General features: G+C 54.8%; 14 protein-coding genes. 6 read left to right on the top strand and 8 right to left on the bottom strand.

Annotated elements, in window-relative coordinates:
- Positions 1-17: 17 nt before the first annotated feature.
- A complete protein-coding gene (gene oqxA / locus L2097_RS08580; protein ID WP_250352598.1) occupies positions 18-1193 on the bottom strand; it encodes a multidrug efflux RND transporter periplasmic adaptor subunit OqxA in 1176 nt (391 codons plus the stop codon).
- Between the two features lie 339 nt (positions 1194-1532).
- Here oqxA and L2097_RS08575 point away from each other — a divergent pair, with 339 nt between their 5' ends.
- Entirely contained in the window at positions 1533-1895 is a 363-nt protein-coding gene (locus L2097_RS08575) for a helix-turn-helix domain-containing protein (protein ID WP_047370723.1), read from the top strand.
- Between the two features lie 101 nt (positions 1896-1996).
- Here L2097_RS08575 and pdxR read toward each other — a convergent pair whose 3' ends face one another.
- The gene (gene pdxR, locus L2097_RS08570) at positions 1997-3475 is read right to left on the bottom strand and encodes a MocR-like pyridoxine biosynthesis transcription factor PdxR (protein WP_250352597.1); all 1479 of its coding nucleotides are present in this window, start codon (positions 3473-3475) and stop codon (positions 1997-1999) included.
- Positions 3476-3870: 395 nt separating this feature from the next.
- Here pdxR and L2097_RS08565 point away from each other — a divergent pair, with 395 nt between their 5' ends.
- The gene (locus L2097_RS08565) at positions 3871-4326 is read left to right on the top strand and encodes a GNAT family N-acetyltransferase (protein ID WP_177328618.1); all 456 of its coding nucleotides are present in this window, start codon (positions 3871-3873) and stop codon (positions 4324-4326) included.
- Between the two features lie 128 nt (positions 4327-4454).
- Here the strand turns inward: L2097_RS08565 and L2097_RS08560 are convergent, their stop codons facing one another.
- Positions 4455-5381 carry an AraC family transcriptional regulator gene (locus L2097_RS08560; RefSeq protein WP_047370721.1) on the bottom strand — a complete coding sequence of 309 codons (927 nt, stop codon included), beginning with the start codon at positions 5379-5381 and terminating at the stop codon, positions 4455-4457.
- A gap of 94 nt (positions 5382-5475) precedes the next feature.
- Between L2097_RS08560 and L2097_RS08555 the strand changes: the two genes are divergently transcribed.
- Together L2097_RS08555 and L2097_RS08550 are read left to right on the top strand one after the other, a co-directional pair.
- Complete coding sequence (locus L2097_RS08555; protein WP_250352596.1) at positions 5476-6246, top strand: SDR family oxidoreductase; 771 nt, start codon at positions 5476-5478, stop codon at positions 6244-6246.
- 198 nt (positions 6247-6444) lie between these two features.
- Complete coding sequence (locus tag L2097_RS08550; protein WP_250352595.1) at positions 6445-6831, top strand: hypothetical protein; 387 nt, start codon at positions 6445-6447, stop codon at positions 6829-6831.
- Between the two features lie 96 nt (positions 6832-6927).
- Here the strand turns inward: L2097_RS08550 and L2097_RS08545 are convergent, their stop codons facing one another.
- From L2097_RS08545 to L2097_RS08530, 4 genes are all read right to left on the bottom strand, one after another.
- Positions 6928-7884: a glutathione S-transferase family protein gene (locus L2097_RS08545; RefSeq protein WP_047370718.1), complete on the bottom strand. Its 957-nt coding sequence runs from the start codon at positions 7882-7884 to the stop codon at positions 6928-6930.
- A 9-nt stretch (positions 7885-7893) separates the two neighbouring features.
- Positions 7894-8301, bottom strand: coding sequence for a DoxX family protein (locus L2097_RS08540; RefSeq protein WP_047370717.1), 408 nt, complete (start codon positions 8299-8301; stop codon positions 7894-7896).
- Between the two features lie 108 nt (positions 8302-8409).
- Positions 8410-9303: a LysR family transcriptional regulator gene (locus L2097_RS08535; protein ID WP_142518795.1), complete on the bottom strand. Its 894-nt coding sequence runs from the start codon at positions 9301-9303 to the stop codon at positions 8410-8412.
- Between the two features lie 75 nt (positions 9304-9378).
- Positions 9379-10302: a LysR substrate-binding domain-containing protein gene (locus L2097_RS08530; protein WP_250352594.1), complete on the bottom strand. Its 924-nt coding sequence runs from the start codon at positions 10300-10302 to the stop codon at positions 9379-9381.
- Between the two features lie 128 nt (positions 10303-10430).
- Between L2097_RS08530 and L2097_RS08525 the strand changes: the two genes are divergently transcribed.
- Positions 10431-11783: an MFS transporter gene (locus L2097_RS08525; RefSeq protein ID WP_250352593.1), complete on the top strand. Its 1353-nt coding sequence runs from the start codon at positions 10431-10433 to the stop codon at positions 11781-11783.
- A 52-nt stretch (positions 11784-11835) separates the two neighbouring features.
- Here the strand turns inward: L2097_RS08525 and L2097_RS08520 are convergent, their stop codons facing one another.
- Positions 11836-14589 carry a winged helix-turn-helix domain-containing protein gene (locus L2097_RS08520; protein WP_250352592.1) on the bottom strand — a complete coding sequence of 918 codons (2754 nt, stop codon included), beginning with the start codon at positions 14587-14589 and terminating at the stop codon, positions 11836-11838.
- Between the two features lie 210 nt (positions 14590-14799).
- Here L2097_RS08520 and L2097_RS08515 point away from each other — a divergent pair, with 210 nt between their 5' ends.
- The gene (locus tag L2097_RS08515) at positions 14800-15579 is read left to right on the top strand and encodes an acetoin reductase (protein ID WP_047370712.1); all 780 of its coding nucleotides are present in this window, start codon (positions 14800-14802) and stop codon (positions 15577-15579) included.
- Positions 15580-15622: the final 43 nt, after the last annotated feature.

Raw genomic sequence — 15622 nt, 5'->3', positions numbered from 1 at the left:
GATTCTCAGATAAGGGATCAGTTGAGGGCAGTGCTGGTGGTCATGGCAACGGTTTTCGCGTTAACCGGCATCCCCGGCATAAACACTTTTTGTAAACCGTCGACGATGACTTTATCGCCAGGCTTGAGCCCCTGCTGCACGATGCGTAGACCCTCTGCCAGACGCCCGGGAGTAATATCGCGACGCTGCGCCTTTCCTTCTTTATCAACGATATAAACATATTTACGATCCTGATCGGTCAGCACCGCTTTGTCGTCGATAAGGGTGGCCTGGAATTCAGCGCTGCCCGGCAGGCGGACGCGGGCAAAAAGACCTGGCGTGAACTGACGCTGTGCGTTATCCAGCAGCGCGCGCATACGGATAGTGCCGGTACTCGGCGTTAACTGATTATCCAGGAAATCCACTTTGCCCTGATGGGGGTAGCCATCCTCGCCGGTAAGGCCAATCTCAACCGGTAGAGCCAGGTGATTATTTGACGCGCTTTGCCCGCTGCGGGCGAGATTTTGATAGTGGAGATAGGTCGACTCATCGACATCAAAATAGACGTAAACCGTTTTTTGCGAGACCAGCGTAGTAAGTACGCTGGCGCTGTCGCCCGCGGTGACCAGGTTACCGCTGGTGATCAACGCCCGACTGGCGCGGCCATCGATCGGCGCAGTCACTTTGGTGAAATCAAGATTAAGTTGTGCGGTGTCAACCGCCGCCTGCGCTGCGCGAATGTCGGCCTGCGCCTGGGAGGCGGCCGAACGACGCTGCTCCCATTCTTCACGGGATACGAGGTTGGTATTGATGAGTTTATCGGTACGGTTAGCCTCACTTTGCGCCAGGCTCGCCTGCGTTTTAGCCCTTGCCAGCGTCGCTTGCGCCTGTTCCAGCGCAGCGCGATAGGTTCTGTCATCAATAGTGAACAGCACCTCACCCTTTTTCACTTCCTGGCCCTCGGTGTAATTCACTTTGTCAATGTAACCCGAGACGCGGGGGCGTAACTGAACGCTTTCCACCGCTTCAATCCGACCGTTAAAGCTATCCCACTGGCTAATGGATTTTACCACCACATCCGCAGCGCTGACGGCGGGTGCCTGTGGCGCCGCGTTTTGCGCGACGCTGTTATCGCACCCAACGAGCAGTACGGAGAGCATCATCGCGCCCAGCGCGTTCAGATGAAAGTTACCCCAATGTTTTTGCAGGCTCATTATTTTTATTCCGGTAATTGTAGCCGCCGGGCAAGACGCAGCGGGAGACGCTGCGCCACTTCCTTTGTCCGGGCTGGCTTAAGGCCATTTGTGCCGTTCATCGCCACAAAACTGTAACAGTTGCGAATACACTATCGCGGCGATTGTAGGGAGGTGCTAAATTAAGTGCAAGAATAATTGTTGCACTTTATGTGCTATTCCTGGCACATCAACACGACGCGTTTCTGCCAGAGATTTAAATGCAATAATAAAACTTGCATTTAAGGCAAAAGCAGGCCACCTTTAAATGCAACAAACAAAGATGCTTTTTTTGGTGAGCTGAGCGGGGGGGGAAACAAAGTGAACAGTGAAGGCTTTATTCACGATTTACTCGACTGGATCGACAACAACATTGAAAGCCGTCTCGACATTGACACTGTCTCCAGACGAGCCGGTTATTCGAAGTGGCACCTGCAGCGGATATTCAAAGAACATACCGGCTATCGTCTCGCCGAGTATATTCGCGCGCAAAAGCTGCAAAAATCGGTTGAGCGCTTAGCCCACAGTGACGAACCGATTTTAAATGTGGCGATCGCCCTGGGTTTTGACTCTCAGCAGTCCTTCAACCGCAGCTTTAAGCGCCATTATGGGCAGGCTCCCGGGGCATGGCGCCGCAGTATTGCTCGCCCTGAAACCCAGCTATTACGCCAGCAATCAACATAGGATCCCGTGGTTTTCGCGCTACTCGTTCAGGATGACATTGCCCGCCTGTCAGCCGCAGGCGCAATGAGTCAGTCGGCTTTACGGGTTGACAGGCATAAGCCTCAGAGACGGCGAAAAAGGGCCGCAAGTTTTCCTACCGCGTCTTCCATTTCCTTCTCCGTATAAGCCGCAAATCCCAGCAAAAAACCTGGGGATGCCGGTTTGCTGGCATACAGTCCGGTCAGCCCGAGCATATCAATACCTGCCCGGCGAGCAGCGGCGGCGACGGCAGTCTCTGACAGGCCGTCTTTGAGATAGCAGGGCATCTGCATTCCCCCCGCAGGCGTTATGCCAACGACAAAATCAGCAAGATACTGTTCTAACAGGCTGGCGAGTTTGTCGCGCCGCGCGACATAGACCCCCCGCATCATCCGGACATAGGCGCTAAAATGGCCGCCCTCCAGAAATTTGGCCACTGTCAGTTGGGTCATTGAGGCGGTATGACCGTCCATTAATGTTCTTGCCATCGTCAGCGGCTCAACCAATTCTGCGGGAACGACCATCCAGGCAATGCGTAGCCCCGGAAAAAGAGATTTGGTAAACGTCCCGATATAGATGGTCCGGTTAAAGGCATCCAGACCCTGTACACAGGCCATCGGTTTCCCTTCATAGTGAAATTCACTGTCATAGTCATCCTCAATGATCCAGGCCTTGTGATGGTTTGCCCAGTTGATGACCGCCAGTCGTCGCTCGAGGGAGAGGGTGACACCGGTAGGATACTGGTGGGAAGGCGTGAGATAGAGAGCTTTCGCAGGCTCTGTCAGAGCATTTAGCGACGCAATGCATAAACCTTTCTCATCAAGAGGCACCGGAAGGCTGTTCAGTCCGGCAGTATCAAACGCTTTTTGTGCCCCCTGATAGGCAGGATCTTCAACCGCGATGGCATCCCCGCCGTCCATCAGGACATGCGAACAGAGCGCAAGTGCCTGCTGGGAACTGGTGAGAATAATGATACGTTCTGGCGTGGCATGCGCGCCGCGCTCCAGATTGACATATTCAGCGATTGCCTGGCGTAAGCGTTCTGTCCCCTGCGGAGGGCTTTGTTCCAGCGCATGGTGGCGATATTCTTTCAATACCTGTCGCGCAAGTCGCTCCCAGGTTTGAAGCGGAAACAGACGTGTTTCGGGGATCCCCGGCGCCAGCGGGCGGGGCAAGGAAAATTCGCGTATACCGCCGCTTCCATAAACCCGTTTTCCCCGCTCGCTGAGCGTTGGTTCACGTACCGCAGCAGCTGACTGCCGTTGCCGGGAATGTGATTTCAGAAAGCGGGCGCTGGCAGAAACGAAACTCCCTTTCCCCGTGTGCCTTTCAATAAACCCTTCAGCGTGCAGGCGCGTATAGGCAGTTTCAATGGTATCCCGGGAGACATTGAGTGATGTGGCTAATGCTCGTGAGGCGGGAAGGGCTTTGCCGTGAGATAAAATCCCTTCCAGTATCAGCGCCCGTATGGCTCTTTGAATCCTTTCATGAAGAGGCAGCGATCCGTTTGCGGGATCACTTATCCAGGCTTTTACCGTTTCAAGTTGTGCATGCTTAAACATCCTTTTCTCCGTATGGCTTCCCTTATTACCCAGTCTATAACAGGTTTGCCTGATGCCAGAAGATAAATTGGTCTGCTTCATTGGGCAAAATTGGTGGGGCTAAACGTGCCATTTCAACCATATGATCGTTCCCGAAGATTAAATGACGGGCAGGGTGGAGTGGGCTGCGATAAGAGTCGCGACAGAGGGATAATATGCCGCCCTATCACGATAGCGAAAATAAGAGGTGCTGTAACCGCAGGTCATTTTTAGGCGCGAGCGTTACGCCTCCCTGTATCGGCGTGCTAATCGCAAAAATGCCCTGTGCTTTCTTTTATTAAAACGTTAAGCCTATCAATATGCCTGCGCGTTTAATTAATGACTATCCCCATTCAGTGAACAACGAGGTTATTATTATGAATACAGTATCTATCGCAATCGAAGCTGCCAGTGAAATGGATTATGAAAGCTGGTTACCATTGTGGAAAAATTATCAAATTTTTTACAACGTTGATATTCCCGACGCGATCACAAAGCGCACCTGGGAGCGCTTTGCCAATCCAATCGAGCCGATATTCTGTGCCGTCGCGAAAAGTAATGGAGAGGTGGTGGGTTTTGCACATTATCTTTTTCACCGTTCCACCTGGGCGGAGAGCGATTATTGTTATCTGGAAGATTTATATGTCAGCGAAAATATTCGCGGCAAACACATTGGCAAACTGTTAATTGAATATGTTCAGAAAGAAGCCAGAAAACGTCATGCCAGCCATCTTTACTGGCACACCCATGAAGCAAACTATCGTGCGCAAAGATTATATGACTGGATTGCAAAAAAAAGCGGCATGATTGAATACCGGATGCAGGTAAGATAATTCGCCGTTAACTTATCATCGCCCCCCTTAAACAGATGCCGGAAAGCCTCTTTTATTTACGGGAGAGTCATCGGTCGAAAAGAGAAGGCCAGTGATTTCTGACAGAACGCATGTACAACACTGGCTTTTCATCCGTGTGGCGACGCCACATGGGCATCATGGGATTTCTGACGTCGAAATACCCCAGGCGGCATGCCCACATATTTCGTGAAGGCGACATTGAATGCACTCGCTGACTGGTAACCAATCCGGAATGCGATCTGTTCTATTTTATCTGTACTACTCAACAGTGCTTTTCTCGCTAACGACATTCGCCAGAAGAGCAGATATTGCATCGGCGGCATCCCGACCGTCTCGTTGAATATGGCAAAGAAAGAGGAACGGGACATTGCGCAGTGGCTGGCGAGGTGCGCTATTTGCCAGTCAATGTCGGGTTTTTCATGGATGAGATGGAGCGCAATGGCGATCTTTTCGTGCTGTAACCCTTGCAGGATACCTGCCGTTTTCGACAAATCATGATGACTTCGCAACGATTCAACCAGTAATAGCTGTAAAAGGCGCATCAATACCACCTCACGTCCTGGTCGCCGGGCCTGGCTTTCGTCCAGCAGAAGTTCAAGCAACGTGACAAACCTGCGTTGTCCTTTAATCAGGATCTCATTGGGAAGTAGGGCAACGATAAGCTGTTTGTCCGGCGTGTCGAATTCACAGTGCCCCACATTCATCAGAAATTCAGCCGGCCCCGTTGTTGAGCCAATTCTTACGTGCCCATCGCCAATAAGGGTCGGCGTCGTAATGCCAACGGGTGTTAACGCACCCGCACTGGTGTTTTCAAAGGTATAGGTAGCGGGGATCAGAACGAAATCGCCGGAAACGAGTAATTTCGGCGCTTTGCCGTTAATACTCATCAGACATTCGCCTTGTAACACTGCGCAATAAAAAGCCTCTCCGGAAGACTCCCGAACAATACGCCACTGGCCGGCCCCTTCAACGAGTTTGGTATGGGTTGGCCTGGGATTGAGCAGGGTAACAATATCGGTTAACGGATCTGACATTGGACGCTCTCTAAATTTAACTGGATTTTTGATTATATATTGTCCAGGCAGAGGCGGCTATGATCCTGGCTCTTGCCAACGAAGAGGTTTAACTATGTCTACTGCACTGATTACCGGATGTTCATCGGGTTTTGGGCTTGCAACAGCAAAACTCTTTTTAGAGAAAGGCTGGAAGGTAGTTGCCACCATGAGAACGCCTGATCCCACGCTATTCCCTGAAAGCGACAGACTGACTATTCTGCCGCTGGATATCACGTCCGCTGACAGCATTGATAATGTGGTAAAAAAGGCCGGGGCGATTGACCTGCTGGTGAATAATGCCGGGTTGGGCGCACCGGTACCTGTTGAGCTCACGCCCATGGCAACCGCACAGCAATTAATGCATACCAATGTTTTGGGAACACTGGCATTAACCCAGGCTTTACTCCCGCAGATGAGAGAGAAAAAATCAGGAATTATCATCAATGTTTCATCGTCAGTAACAACCAAAGCGATGCCGCTGATTGGGCTTTATCGCGCCAGTAAAGCGGCGCTGAATGCCTGGAGCGAGTCATTAGCCATCGAAGTCAGGCCATTTGGTATTCGAGTTCATGTTGTCTTACCAGGGCGCTCGCCAGAGACGAAGTTTGGCGAAAATGCGCGGGCGTATTTTGGCGGACAAGACGATCCGGCGTATGGAGAAATGGTGGATGCATTTATTCAGATGGCGCGCGATACCAACTCGCCAGTGACGCACGCCGACGATGTCGCGAAGGCCATTCTTGCCGTTGTGAGCGATCAAAACGCACCGCTGTATACCGCCGCCGGTGAAGATGCCAGGCATTATTTACACGAGGCGCAGCAACGTTCCCCCTTTTCTTATTGATTTCCTGAGGCGAAAACCGTAATAACGCTGCGAGACGATCGCGTTGGTGATAAGTATGAAACAAGAGAGGCTGTTATTATTTCTTGCCGTTAAGGGTGGCTGAAAGGCCATACTCCTGCTTATTGCCAACAGGCAACAAATGACGCTGGGATAAAAAAGCAGTTACTGTCCCTGGTGCCCGAAAAAAGGAACATAAAGATGTCTGCTGAACGGGAATATTATGCCGATGACGAAGGCACCGCAGTTGATTTGCTTTTACCGGCATTCGGCTCTCAATCGGTCCAGTGCATAAATCTGGACGCACATTCGCCTGATGACAAAATGAGGGCCGATATCCAGTTTCTTATTGAGAAGCAGAACGCTTTTTCGCAGAAAATCACTGCACAAACGCAGGCATACTGCAAACGCGTGTATGGCGCCGAGGCAACAGAACTTATTCTGGTGAAAATCTATCTTTCCCCGGATGAGAAAGGTCATTTCGGATTTATGTTTACAACCGACAGAGATCATGAGCACGGAATAGGACTCAAATTTATGGGGCTTGAGCTAAAAAGCGTGGGGAGCAGCGAAACTGCGTTTTTATAACACCCGCCTTCCGGGCTGCATACTCCCCTCACTTAAATCCTCCTCACAAGGGAGACTCTGACTCACCCTGCGATGATCTCGCTTTCTGCGAATGACTTATAAGCCATACGCACTGAGATCCGGCCCTCGCGGGACAATCCCGTTCGGGTTGAGCGCTTTGATGGAATAGTAGCCCTGCTTGATATGGTCAATATTCACCGTTTCCCGGATGCCCGGTACCGCCAGCATTGTCCGCAGATAGCGGTCCAGATTCGGGTACTGCGCAAGCTTACGCAAATTACATTTGAACACCCCATGGTAGGCGGCATCAAAACGCACCAGGGTCACAAACAGGCGAATATCGGCTTCGGTTAGCTGCCCACCGCAGAGAAAATCCCGCGTTGCAAGGCGCGCTTCCAGCGTATCGAGCATAGCGAACACATCGCTGACCGCCTCTTCATAACTCACCTGGGTAGTGGCAAAACCAGCGCGATACACCCCGTTATTCAGCGTTGGGTAAATCGCGGCGTTGAGCTGGTCAATCTCTTCGCGCAGGGCGGCGGGGTAGAGATCAATGTTGCCACGCGCCAGTTCGCCAAAGCCGCTATTAAGCATCCGCACGATATCCGCAGACTCGTTATTGACGATGGTGTGGGTTTTCTTATCCCACAGTACCGGAACCGTCGCGCGACCCGTAAACATCGGATCTGCATGGGTATAAAGCTGATGCAGCCACTCGACATTATTTAGCGTATCTCTGTCAGCGCCGGGGTAATCGCCGAAATGCCAGCCTTCCTCCAGTAACCAGGGTTCTACCACGGATACACTGATAACCTCTTCCAGCCCCTTGAGTTTGCGGGCAATCAGCGTGCGGGAGGCCCACGGGCAAATCAGTGCGACATACAGATGGTAGCGATCCGGTTCGGCGATAAAACCGCCTTCGCCCGTGATACCGGGCGATCCGTCAGGCGTCACCCAGTGGCGAAAACTGGAGGTCTGGCGGACAAATCCACCTTTTTCATCGGTGGCCTGCACCGGGTGCCAGTCCGCCGTCCATTTTCCGTCAATCAGCATGCGTGATCCTTAACCTTTAAAAGGGGTCGGTTTGAGCGCGTATTTTCCGTCACCGGTCAGCGCCAGAGCAAGCAGGCCAACTATCCAGAATGCCGGGAATTCCCAGCCACCGTTCGGGTTAGTGAAGAAAAAGCCCGCCGGACCGTGCACGGTAAAGATAGCCCCCAACAGAATCGGAATCAGCACGATGGCAACGATACGGCTATAGATCCCGAGGATTAGCGCAATTGCTCCCACCAGCTCAACCGCCATGGTGAGATACGCCAGACCGCCGGGCAGACCCAGGGAGGCAAAAAATTTCGCTGTGCCCGCCGGAGTAAAAACGAAGAATTTCAGGCTAAAGTGCGCCAGAAACAGAATGCCGAGCGTCAGGCGCAGTAGCAGAGATGCATAGGGAGCCGTGCGTGAATCAGTCATGGTGGTGTCCTCTCGAATAGGTTGATGAGAGGACTATAGAGTGTTTCCAGCCCAATGATTATTGGGTCGAAAAGAGGATGTTTATTTCCACAATGGAAATAATACTACCTATGAAACTGAGGCGTAGGTCGTCGCCAGAAAATCTATTAACACCCGGGATTTCTGCGCCAGGTAGCGGGCAGGGGGATAGACCGCGTATAGCGCCAGCGGCGGCGCTTCAAAGGCTGCCAGAACGGGCATGACACGCTGTTCATTCAGGGCTTTTTCAGCGATAAACATCGGTACTCTGGCAATTCCAAGCCCGGCACAGGCGGCCTCAATACAGGCCTCCGCGTTGGAAAATTTGATTCGTCCGCGAACCGGTTGCAAATGCATCTGCTGCCCGGCATCGCGAAACGGCCAGTGCCAGGGATCGCGAAAATTGGTATCGACGATCAGGGCATGCTGCTCCAGTTCTGCCCAGTGTTGAGGTTCGCCGTGGCGCTCAAGATAACTTCTGGCGGCGACGACCACATTGCGAATCGGGCATAAACGGCGGGCAATAAGACTGCTGTCGGTCAGGCTGCCGATACGCAGGGCCAGATCAAAACCTTCATCCACCACGTTAACCAGCCTGTCGGAAAAGCTGACATCCAGCTCGATATCCGGATAGCGGCGGGCAAATTCCACCAGATAGGGCGCCAGTTGCGAAACGCCAAATGTGACCGGCGCAGAGATGCGCAGTAGCCCGGAAGGGGCGTTGGCGCTGTTGCGAACGGAATCATTAAGCGCGTCATAATCGACCAGGAGCTGACGGATACGTTCGTAGTAGGCCAGTCCTACCTCCGTGGGAGTCAGAGATCGGGTGCTACGGCGCAGTAGGTTAACGCCCAGTTCACTTTCCAGCCGGGAGATCAATTTCGATGCCTGACCGTGGCTGGTGCCGCACCGCTGCGCCGCCGCCGTAAAACTCCCCGTTTCCATCACTGCGACAAACATACGATCGCAATCCAGCCGCTCCATTCGTTCTACCCGCTTATCATCAGCAAAAAAATACCATAGCAAAACCCAGGGACTGCCGCTGACGTTTTCAGTGTGTCAGCGCGCAGGTTGTACACTCATTTGTGACAATGTCACGTCATTAAAAGCATGGATAAGCCACTGTTTGAACTGTTGTACATTACGGCGGGTGGCCTTTTCCGCGCTGGTGACAAAATAATAATTGCCGCCAGGGAGCGCGCCCGGCAGGGCGATATGGAGTAACCCTTGTGCCAGCGGATACTGGATAAGCAGCTCGCTCGCCAGCAAGACGCCCTGTCCGGCAATCGCCGCCTGAATCGCATGCGTCTCATCATCAAAACGAATACCTGCCTGCACGGCTAACTCTGCCGGGCCAAAGGTCTCCTTCCAGTACTGCCAGTCTGGCTCGGGTGTCGGCACATGGCGGTTTTCGATGTGAAACAGCGTCAGTCCTGCCAAATCCTCCGGGCTTTGCAGCCTCAGCGCAGGGCTGGCAACCAGAACAAAACGGTCACGCCAGAGCAAGGTGCTTTCCAGCGATTCGTCCGCCTGCATGCTATAGCGAATGGCGCAGTCGGCCATCGCGCCGCGCACATCCACCAGGCTGGTGCTGCTGTGAAAGCGTAGCTCCAGGTCCGGGAGCTGACGGTGCAAAAGCGGCAGGCGCGGTACCAGCCAGTTCGTCAGGAAATTCGAGGTGGTGCTGAGCGTCAGTGCATCGGGCGGTGCGCCGGCCTCGATAAGTGTTACCGCTTCACGCAGGGTGGTGAACATATTTTCCGATGCGCGAAACAGGATTTCGCCGCTTGCTGTCAGCGTCACCGCGCGGGCAGAACGGATGAACAGGCGTTGACCGAGGGTCTCTTCCAGTTGGCGAATCTGGTGGCTGATAGCCGTGGAGGTGACGCCAATTTCCTCAGCGGCCAGTTTAAAACTGGCGTGGCGGGCAACGGCATCAAAAGCGCGGATAGCGCCCAGGTGGGGAAGGCGGCGTAATTTCATGGATGAATTTAACTCATCTTTGGCTGAAAACTATGACATTGATTGCCTGACATAATGACGGTTAGCCTGTGTAAAGAACAAGTAATCCATGAGGATTATTCATCATTACTTAACAAACAGGAAGCCTGATGACGCACATTAATCTGACGACGACGCCACACGCTTCGCGCGCATTTTCTCTGCTGGTGCCGGGCATTGCACAAGCGCTGATTGCGCTCGATTACGCCATTGTTTACGTGGCGCTGCCCACCCTGGCGCAGGATTTAGCGCTCTCGCCCGGTGAAATGCAATGGGTTGTTTCCCTCTACGGGCTGATCTTTGCCGGGTTGCTGCTGCTGGGGGGAAGCCTTTGCGATCGTCTGGGCGCCCGGCCGATATTTATTCTCGGGATGGGGCTGTTTTTATTCTCATCAGTCATAGGCGGGTTGGCGCACAGCGCCGTGCTGTTGTTAATCGCCCGTGGCGGCCAGGGTAGTGCGGCGGCGCTGATGCAACCGGCGATACTGGCGCTGATGGCGCAGCATTTCCAGGGGGAAGCGCATCGCCGGGCGCTGGCTATCTGGAGCGCGACTGGCGCCCTCGGGCTGGTAGCCGGGGTGATGCTGGGCGGCTTGTTGGCGGAGTTAAGCTGGCGGGCTATCTTCTTTATCAATCTGCCGCCAGGGCTGCTGGCGCTCTGGCGGGTTAGCCGGGACTTTCCGCTGTTGCGCACCGAAAGGGAGAAACCGCGTGCAGGGCTGGGGGCGCTGGCAGGCTGTGCCTCCGCCGGGGCGATAGTCTGGGCGCTGATGCGCTATGCCGAAACCGGGCAGCCTGATTTTCTGGCAAACCGTCTGGCGCTGGGCATGCTTGTGCTCTTTATCGTGCATGAACGCTTTGCCGCAAGACCGCTGCTGTCAGAACAGCTTCGCACGTTACCGGGTTTGCAAAGCGGCTGGATCAGTAGCGCCTGCTATATGGCAAGCGTTGGTAGCCAGTTCTATTCCATGACGCTGCTCTGGCAGCAGACATACGGGCTGGGGGCGGTCGTGACGGGGCTACTATTTACCCCGCTGGCATTATTGATTGTGGCTGGCAATGGTCTCTATACCCGCCTGAGCGCACGCTTTTCCAGTGCAGGTGTGTTAACCGTTGGGTTTGGTGCTGCGGCGCTGGGGCTGTGGCTGCTGTCGACGACGCTCAATTTGCCGTTTTCGATCGCCTTCATGCTGGGCATTGCGCTGAGTGGTCTGGGGCACGGGCTGATTTATCCGGCGATGTTTGCCATCGGGCTGACGGCGACGCCGATGATGCTACAGGGGCGGGCCAGTGCGCTGATGGTCACCAGCCAGTACGCCGCCGGGGCGATGATGCTGGCTATTATCACCGTGCTGTTGGGGGCGCATCCGTCACTGGAGGCGTGGCGTAATGTCTTTCAATGGCTGACCGGGGCCGCGCTGGTGGGGATGTGTGTGGCGTTCTGCGCCCGACCGTCATCGTAATGTCCGGCTCATGACCTCTATTTCGCCTGTCATGAAAGGCAGGCGAACCCGGTTACCCCAGCAAACCCAGTTTTCTTGCCCGGTTTACCGCCTGAATACGTCCGTTCACCGCCAGCTTTTCATATAACTGCTTATGGTGCCATTTCACCGTTTCGACCGAAATCCCAAGTGTGCGTGCGATGCCTTTATTGGAATGTCCTTCGGCGATCAACTGTAAAGTCTGCCGCTCGCGCTCGGTCAACCGTAGCCCGTCCGTCACGGCTTCGCATGGAGTCCACGGAGAAAGCCCCTGGGGCATCAATATCTCTTGCGCGGCGGCGATAATGGCGGTAAATGCCGTATCGGAATGGGGCTGCTCACGCAAGCGGCTAAGCAGCGCCAGCAGCTCTGGCCCGCCGTTGAGCAGTGTGCGCTGTATTTTTTGCGCGACGGCCTGCGGGAGCGCCGGAACGCAGGCGCCGATGGCCTGTTTCTCTTCTCCGGCTCGCCAGAAGGCCACGGCCTGCTGGATGCGTGAGCGTGTTGCCGCCAGCCATTCGCCACAGCGCTCCTGTTCGTTTATCAGGGAGGTCAGCCTTTTTGCCGCCGTCAGCGCATCGCCTTCGGCAAGTAACAGGCGGCTCTCGCAGATCCCCCTGTGCCAGCCGACGACCTCATTTTCCGCCGCCCTCGGCTCGCTCGCCAGTTGCTGTAGTAAAGCGAACTGCCTGAGAGCATGATCCTTATTGCCGGTATCAAGGTGGAGTGTGATTTCTTCGGCAATCAGCGCAATACGCGCACGCCACCAGCCGCGCTGCATGCATAACTGCCCGGCATGGCGCAAAAGTGCCAGTGCCTCATCAGGCTGCGCATTCAACTGCGCCTGACGTGCAAGGACCACGTAACACAGACTAAGACCATCCGGTGGGCAAAAATCATCAATCATGCCGAGACGCGGGTTCAGCAAACTGTTGACCTGTCCGATGTCGCCGCGCTCCCAGGCAATATCAGCCAGTAACGGGGCAAGCGTTGCACCACTACTGGAATTTTGCCCGGTATGTTGTTCTGCGTGGTGCAGCGCCCGGGTGGCCTGGCATTCGGCTTCTTGCAGATTCCCCTGACGCAGTTGGCCGAGCGCCAGCACAAAGACCCGGTAGACCTCAACAAACAGGTTGCGGTTGCTGACCTGGTTTCCGGAAACGTGCTGCTGAACGTCCAGCGCCCGCTGCGGACGGGCAAGGGCGAGATGGCAATAACTGAGGATGTTACAGACCAACCCATCCACCCAGATATCGCCACAGGGGACCTCATTGAGCAACGGTTCAACAAGAAGCAGACTGGCAGAGATGTTATCGGCGAAGGCCTCACAGATGGCCCGCACCACGCGCTGTTTTACCCCCGTGGAGCGCGTCAGATATTCTGAGCCATTCGCCATCATCGCATCAATGGCATCAAGCAACTGACGGGCGTCTGAAAAGCGGAAATGGTGCGCCAGCGCCCAGGCCAGATTGAGCTGTAATTCAATGCGCGACGGATCCGGTGTGGCAGGCAGATAGTGGATCCAACGCACCATGGTGTCGATATCGCCTTCTTCGGCCAGCGACTGTGCCCCGGCTTCTGCATGGCGAGTGAGCGACTTTCCGGCCGCCAGTGCATGACGTATCGCTTCCGCCCAGAGCTGCTGGGCGGCGAACCAGTTACCCGCACGCTCATGAAGCTGACTGATATCAATAGTTGGATCCTGTTGCAGGCGATGGGAGAGGGCGTCGCGCATCAGGGGGTGGTAGCGAAACCAGAATCCGGCATCATCCAGCGCGCTAAGAAACAGGTTGTGTTGCTCAATCCATGTGAGCATCGCTCTGCCATTATTCAATCCCGTTACCGCATCACACAGCGCCGGATGCAGGCGATTAAGCACAGAGGTCAACACCAGGAAGTGGAGCGTGCCTGGGGGCAGCGGTGCGAATATGACCTCTTCAAGATAGCGGTTGATAGAGCGCGAACCGCCACTGAGTGCCCCCATACTGCCTGGCGTCACGTCATGTTTGCGTGAAGAGAGGGCGGCAATTTTCATCCCCGCGACCCAGCCTTCTGTCAGGGTCATCAGTTGCGGAATATCGTGCTTGTTGACCGGCGGCGTGATCGAACGGGCGAAGTAGGCCTGGGCTTCTGCATCGTTAAAGCGCAGTTCGCTGTCTTCGATTTCCGTGTACTGATCCCAAAGGTGCAGGCGGCTGAGTACCAGAGGCAGACGGTTGCGACTGCCGATAATCAGATGTAACGACGCCGGGGCGTGGTGGAGCAGCCATGTCAGCCCGTCATGGATCTCGCGGCTTCGGATGCTCTGGTAATCATCGAGGATCAGATAGAGCGGGTGTGAACAGTGGTGAAGCTGATTGACCAGTTCTGCCAGGAACAGCGAAAAATCGCCAGGATGCGCCCCTTCCGGATAACGCGCGAAGGTGTCGCTCCAGCACGGATAGAGCGGACTCAGTGCTGCCAGCAGGTAGCGCATAAAGAGCAACGGCGTGCTGTCTTCTTCTTCCAGACTAAGCCATGCCACCGAATCGCCCTGCGCCTGACGGTGCTGGTACCACTGGGAAAGCAGCGTGGTTTTGCCGAACCCGGCTGCCGCGCAGACCAGCGTCAGGCTTCCGGAGGCGGCGTTATCCAGTCGCGTAAGCAGGCGGTCGCGTTGCAGCAACAGGCCTGGGGTACGCGGCGGCGTAAGTTTTGTGCGGATCAGCGGGAGTTTACGTGTAAAGCGAAAAGGTTCTTCGTCAACGTTCTCTGTGGGCAGGTGACCTGTGGGGGACAAAAATGCCATACAACCGCGACCTCGTTCTGTTCTCTTTCCGACGAGTGTACTCAAGGAGGCAGAGCGGAACCAGCGTTACGCCCGTACGACACTTGGCCTGGCGTGCTCACCCCCCCATCAGAGGGGGTAGGCCGCGTTTCGGGCGGGCGGTAGTGTAAGGCCTGTCTGCTGCCGTGACTAAGGCAGTGTTTTTCCTGTCAGGATGAGGTGAAGAAAAGTATGGCTATCGAAAATAAAGTCGCGCTGGTAACCGGTGCCGGTCAAGGGATTGGGCGAGGCATTGCGTTGCGTCTGGCCAAAGATGGCGCGGCAATTATGCTGGTGGATATGAAGGCAGAGGCGCTCGAGGCAGTCGCCGCTGAGGTTCGGGCATTAGGGCGCAAAGCCGCCACCTTTGTGGCTGATATCTCCGATCGCGACCAGGTTTACGCGGCTATCGCTCAGGCGGAACGCGAATTGGGCGGTTTTGACATCATCGTTAACAACGCCGGTATCGCGCAGGTACAACCGCTCTCCGATGTCACCCCGGAAGAGGTGGATCGCATTATGCGGATTAACGTGCAGGGCACCCTGTGGGGAATTCAGGCTGCGGCGAAAAAATTCGAAGAGCGTAAGCAGAAAGGCAAAATTATTAACGCCTGTTCCATTGCCGGTCACGATGGTTTTGCGATGCTGGGCATTTACTCTGCGACAAAATTTGCCGTCCGTGCGCTGACGCAGGCGGCGGCGAAAGAGTATGCCAGCCGGGGTATTACGGTGAATGCCTATTGTCCGGGTATCGTGGGCACCGGGATGTGGACCGAAATCGACCAGCGTTTCGCGGAGATCACGGGTGCGCCGGTGGGTGAAACGTATAAGAAATATGTGGAAGGGATTGCGTTGGGCCGTGCCGAAACCCCGGACGATGTGGCAAGCCTGGTCTCTTACCTGGCAGGCCCGGATTCGGATTATGTCACCGGCCAGTCGATTCTGATTGATGGCGGTATTGTTTACCGTTAAGCGTGTTCTTACACGTAAAAAGGGTCAGCGTGGCTGACCCTTT

The organism is Citrobacter sp. MNAZ 1397, assembly GCF_023613995.1.
GTDB lineage: Bacteria > Pseudomonadota > Gammaproteobacteria > Enterobacterales > Enterobacteriaceae > Phytobacter > Phytobacter ursingii.
This window is presented reverse-complemented; position numbering and strand designations above follow the sequence as displayed.

Bases quoted from the DNA above. Each gene is read 5' to 3' on its own strand.
- oqxA (WP_250352598.1), bottom strand. From the start codon at position 1,193: ATGAGCCTGCAAAAACATTGGGGTAACTTTCATCTGAACGCGCTGGGC.
- pdxR (WP_250352597.1), bottom strand. From the start codon at position 3,475: ATGTTTAAGCATGCACAACTTGAAACGGTAAAAGCCTGGATAAGTGAT.
- L2097_RS08565 (WP_177328618.1), top strand. From the start codon at position 3,871: ATGAATACAGTATCTATCGCAATCGAAGCTGCCAGTGAAATGGATTAT.
- L2097_RS08560 (WP_047370721.1), bottom strand. From the start codon at position 5,381: ATGTCAGATCCGTTAACCGATATTGTTACCCTGCTCAATCCCAGGCCA.
- L2097_RS08555 (WP_250352596.1), top strand. From the start codon at position 5,476: ATGTCTACTGCACTGATTACCGGATGTTCATCGGGTTTTGGGCTTGCA.
- L2097_RS08550 (WP_250352595.1), top strand. From the start codon at position 6,445: ATGTCTGCTGAACGGGAATATTATGCCGATGACGAAGGCACCGCAGTT.
- L2097_RS08545 (WP_047370718.1), bottom strand. From the start codon at position 7,884: ATGCTGATTGACGGAAAATGGACGGCGGACTGGCACCCGGTGCAGGCC.
- L2097_RS08540 (WP_047370717.1), bottom strand. From the start codon at position 8,301: ATGACTGATTCACGCACGGCTCCCTATGCATCTCTGCTACTGCGCCTG.
- L2097_RS08535 (WP_142518795.1), bottom strand. From the start codon at position 9,303: ATGGAGCGGCTGGATTGCGATCGTATGTTTGTCGCAGTGATGGAAACG.
- L2097_RS08530 (WP_250352594.1), bottom strand. From the start codon at position 10,302: ATGAAATTACGCCGCCTTCCCCACCTGGGCGCTATCCGCGCTTTTGAT.
- L2097_RS08525 (WP_250352593.1), top strand. From the start codon at position 10,431: ATGACGCACATTAATCTGACGACGACGCCACACGCTTCGCGCGCATTT.
- L2097_RS08520 (WP_250352592.1), bottom strand. From the start codon at position 14,589: ATGGCATTTTTGTCCCCCACAGGTCACCTGCCCACAGAGAACGTTGAC.
- L2097_RS08515 (WP_047370712.1), top strand. From the start codon at position 14,800: ATGGCTATCGAAAATAAAGTCGCGCTGGTAACCGGTGCCGGTCAAGGG.